Origin of the sequence: Vibrio genomosp. F10 str. 9ZD137 (genome assembly GCF_049974785.1) — a bacterium.
Lineage (GTDB): Bacteria > Pseudomonadota > Gammaproteobacteria > Enterobacterales > Vibrionaceae > Vibrio.
In genome coordinates, this window is the sequence record NZ_JBNGCJ010000554.1 from 1 (window position 1) to 4,352 (window position 4,352).

6 protein-coding genes are annotated in these 4,352 nt (G+C 43.7%); 1 reads left to right on the top strand and 5 read right to left on the bottom strand.

Annotation, left to right across the window (positions count from 1 at the left end):
* Nucleotides 1-498 (top strand): BON domain-containing protein (locus tag ACP45E_RS13550; protein ID WP_069585104.1); only part of this gene is annotated, 498 nt, incomplete at its 5' end.
* A 73-nt stretch (nucleotides 499-571) separates the two neighbouring features.
* Here the strand turns inward: ACP45E_RS13550 and sspB are convergent.
* From sspB to petA, 5 genes are all read right to left on the bottom strand, one after another.
* Complete coding sequence (gene sspB / locus ACP45E_RS13555) at nucleotides 572-1,087, bottom strand: ClpXP protease specificity-enhancing factor (protein ID WP_017039089.1); 516 nt, start codon at nucleotides 1,085-1,087, stop codon at nucleotides 572-574.
* 6 nt (nucleotides 1,088-1,093) lie between these two features.
* Nucleotides 1,094-1,729 (bottom strand): stringent starvation protein SspA, encoded by a 636-nt coding sequence (gene sspA / locus ACP45E_RS13560; protein WP_017035529.1) that lies wholly within the window; start codon nucleotides 1,727-1,729, stop codon nucleotides 1,094-1,096.
* Between the two features lie 93 nt (nucleotides 1,730-1,822).
* Nucleotides 1,823-2,560 (bottom strand): cytochrome c1, encoded by a 738-nt coding sequence (locus ACP45E_RS13565; RefSeq protein ID WP_017035530.1) that lies wholly within the window; start codon nucleotides 2,558-2,560, stop codon nucleotides 1,823-1,825.
* The gene (locus ACP45E_RS13570; protein WP_017035531.1) at nucleotides 2,557-3,822 is read right to left on the bottom strand and encodes a cytochrome b; all 1,266 of its coding nucleotides are present in this window, start codon (nucleotides 3,820-3,822) and stop codon (nucleotides 2,557-2,559) included. Before ACP45E_RS13570 ends, ACP45E_RS13565 begins: the two co-directional genes overlap by 4 nt.
* Nucleotides 3,822-4,352 (bottom strand): ubiquinol-cytochrome c reductase iron-sulfur subunit (gene petA / locus ACP45E_RS13575; protein ID WP_069585106.1); only part of this gene is annotated, 531 nt, incomplete at its 5' end. The genes petA and ACP45E_RS13570, both read right to left, overlap by 1 nt.

Consider the following 4,352-nt stretch of genomic DNA (forward strand, 5'->3'; position numbering starts at 1 on the left):
GCAGGCGCAGCAACAACCGCAACCATTATTACAGACACACGAAGTACCAAAGAAATTTGGAATGACAACAATATTGAATTTGAGGTGGCGGGCCTTGGCAATAAAGCACCATTTCGTGGACAACTGCGTATCACTGCAAGCTCTCACAACGGGACTGTCGTATTAATGGGGCAAGCCAAAACCCAATCCGATCTCGATGCCTTCATAGCAGAAGCAAAACAGTTAAAAGGAGTCACAACCCTACATAATCAAGTTCGCATTAATGAGCCGTTATCAGTCACAGCAATAAGCAATGACAGTTGGATCACGACTAAAGTTAAATCGGCACTTTTGACTAACACAGAGTTAAATGGCATCAAAGTAAAGGTCATTACAGAAGACAAAGAAGTCTTTTTACTTGGTTATGTGTCTCCACAACATGCGGACATAGCAACAGAGGTTGCACGTAATATCTCTGGGGTAAAACAAGTGATCAGAGCGTTCCAAAATGTGGACTAATTTAGACGGTCTGTAGCAGGCAACAAAGAACACAAGACAATAAAAAAGCAGCTAATAAGCTGCTTTTTCTATTTTATTTAATCACTCTCAAACTAGGGCGACCTTTAGGTTTAGGCGGCTCATCTGACGGGCTAGCCTCATCTTCAACATCTATAGATGCTTCAGTCGGAACCGAAGACAAACCACTGACACCCATAGAAGTAGTATTTTCTAAGTCCTCATCAGCCATTGTTTCAGCAGCCTTGGTTTCAGAATCAAGATACGCCTCTTCTGGATCAAACATCGTTCCAGCGCCATTCTCTCTTGCGTAGATGGCTTGTACAGAATACAAAGGCGCTATCACAGAATGAGGACGGCCACTAAAGCGAGCACTGAAGGTAATCGCTTCGTTACCAAGTTCTAAGTTACCAACCGCTCTAGGAGCAATATTCAAGATGATTTGGCCATCTTGAATAAATTCTTCAGGTACTCGAACACCCGGCATAGTTGCATCAACCACTAGGTGAGGTGTTAAGTCATTATCCACTAACCATTCATAAAATGCGCGTAGCATATATGGGCGGCGTGGTGTCATTTTTTCAATATCCATCAATAACTATCGGCTTAAACGCATCTCACGCTCAGCTTCAGTCAAAGAAGCTAAGAAAGAATCACGTTCAAATACTCGACTCATATAGATTTTAAGCTCTTTTGAGCCAGGGCCGATCAAATCAATACCCAGTTGAGGTAAACGCCATAATAATGGTGCTAGGTAACAATCGATCAGGCTAAATTCTTCGCTCATGAAGTACTCATACTCTGCAAATACAGGCGCCAGCGTTAGTAAATCATTGCGCAGTTTGTTACGAGCATTTTCAGCTTCTTCAGCGTTACCCTTAACCACTTTCTCAGCTAGGCTGTACCAGTTGCGCTCTATGCGATAGATCATCAGACGACTATTACCACGAGCAACAGGGTAAACAGGCATCAATGGTGGATGAGGAAAACGCTCATCAAGATATTCCATAATGATTTTCGAATCGTACAGCGCAAGCTCACGGTCAACCAATGTTGGTACCGACTTATAAGGATTTAGCTCAATGAGCTCGTTAGGCAAATTTGCTTCGTCAACAAGCTCAACTTCAACACTTACGCCTTTCTCAGCAAGGACGATACGAACCTGATGGCTATACATATCAGATGCACTTGAAAACAGAGTCATCACAGAACGTTTATTCGCAGCTACAGCCATGGAGCCCTCCAGCATACTTACAGATACAAAAAAATAATGGAGGCTTAGCCTCCATTAAACAAAATTAAAAATCAGCGTGGCATTATAGCACAATTAGTGCACATCACGCCAATACTCTTTCTTAAGCAACACGACGACAATAGTGAAGATCACTAAGAAAGCCATCACCCACCAACCTAGAGCATGACGCTCTAACTTAACCGGATCACCCGAGTATTCTAAGAAGTTCACAAGGTCGCGAACCGCTGAGTCGTATTCCTCAGTGTTTAACTCGCCAGAACCATCCGTCTTAACACCAACAACCGTCTTATGCTCTACACCATCAACGATTTTAGTCTCGTAAACAGGTTCAGGAATGCCTTGTAGCTCTTCTAAAACATGAGGCATACCAACACTAGGGAACACGATGTTGTTTACGCCAAATGGGCGACTTGGATCCGTGTAAAACGAGCGTAGATAGGTGTATAACCAATCAGTACCACGAACACGAGCAACCAATGTCAAATCAGGCGGCGGGCCACCAAACCACTTCGCTGCAGAATCTTGAGGAATGGCGCTTACCATCAAGTCACCAATTTTCGCCTCAGGATCAAACATCAGGTTTTCCTTCATGAGGTCCAAAGGAATGCCGATGTCTTTCGCAACACGTTCATAGCGCTGATACTGAGTCCCATGACAAGCAAAACAGTAGTTCATGAATAACTTAGCGCCATTTTGCAATGAAGCTTGATCAGATAAATCATTGTTCGCTTTGTCTAAATGTACATTCCCGCCAGCCGCTAATGCTAGAGATGGCAACAATGCAAATAAAATTACAATCCACTTCTTCATTTGAATTTCACCCTAGTTGGTAACGGTTTCGTCGCCTCATTTTTGCTGTAGAAGAATAGCAAAACAAAGAACATGAAATAACCTAAGCTAAAGATTTGTGCCATTAGTGTATATAATGCAGTCGCTGGAAGCGCACCCAATACACCTAGTGCAATGAAGCTAATAGTGAACTGAATAATATTCAGTAGATGAAGCTTACTACGGTAACGGTAAGAGCGCACTTTACAACGATCGAACCATGGTAGAAGGAACAGCACAACAATCGATGCGCCCATCGCGACCACCCCAAGAAGTTTATCAGGGACCGCACGTAAAATCGCATAGAATGGTGTGAAGTACCATACTGGAGCAATATGCTCTGGCGTTTTCAAAGGGTTAGCAGCTTCAAAGTTAGGTGGCTCAAGGAAGTAACCGCCCATCTCTGGATTAAAGAACAACACATAACAGAACAAGAACAAGAAGCCTGCGACACCAACTAGATCTTTAACCGTTCCATATGGATGGAAAGGAATAGAATCGATGACATCGTATTTTTTAGTGTAGTTCTCGTGGAACTTAAACTGCGTTTTGTAGTCATCGCCCATCGAGCCTTTTGGTAATTTAGTTTCGATACCATCAGGGTTGTTCGAGCCGACTTCATGCAAAGCAAGAACGTGCAATACGATCAATAGAAGTAGAACGATAGGCAGTGCAATAACATGGAGAGCAAAGAAACGGTTTAGTGTCGCACCAGAAATAACGTAATCACCACGAATCCAAAGCGTCAGATCATCGCCAATAACCGGTATCGCACCGAAGAGGGAAATGATTACCTGTGCACCCCAATAGGACATTTGCCCCCATGGCAGCAAGTAACCCATAAAGGCTTCAGCCATGAGCACTAGGAAGATCAACATACCAAATAGCCACAATAACTCACGAGGTTTTTGGTAAGAACCATAAATCAAGCCACGGAACATATGCAGATAGATAACAACAAAGAACGCTGACGCCCCTGTTGAGTGCATGTAACGTAATAGCCAGCCGTATTCCACATCGCGCATGATGTACTCAACGGAAGCAAACGCACCTTCACCAGAAGGAACGTAGTTCATGGTTAGCCAGATACCGGTTAGAATTTGGTTAACAAGCACTAACATCGCTAGTGAGCCAAATAAGTACCAAAAGTTGAACGACTTTGGCATCGGATATTCTGATAGATGCTTTTTATAAGAATCCATCACTGGTAGACGTTTTTCTACCCAATCTAGTAGCGCTTGCATTATGCCTCCCCTGTGTCGTCAACACCGATCATAATTTTGGTTTCACTCAAATACATATGCTGCGGTACAACTAGATTGAGTGGTGCAGGTACACCTTGGAATACTCGTCCTGCCATATCAAACTTAGAGCCGTGACAAGGACAGAAGAAACCAGATTTAACCCCTTGAACCTGTTCACTGAAGCTATCAGGTAGGTAAGTAGGCGAACACCCTAAGTGCGTACAAATACCGACGGCAACAAAATATTCAGGCTTAATTGAACGGTAAGCATTTTGTGCATAGGCTGGTTGCTGCTCTTCTCCAGACACTGGATCACGCAATTGATCATCCAGAGCTTTTAAGCCATCGACAACCGATTGAGCTCGGCGGACTACCCATACAGGTTTTCCACGCCACTCAACACGAACCATTTGCCCTTCTTCGAGTTTACCGATATCAACTTCGACAGGGGCACCAGCAGCTTTCGCTTTTTCACTTGGGTTCCAAGATTTAATAAAAGGAACGGCGACTGCAGCTGCCCCTAAACCACC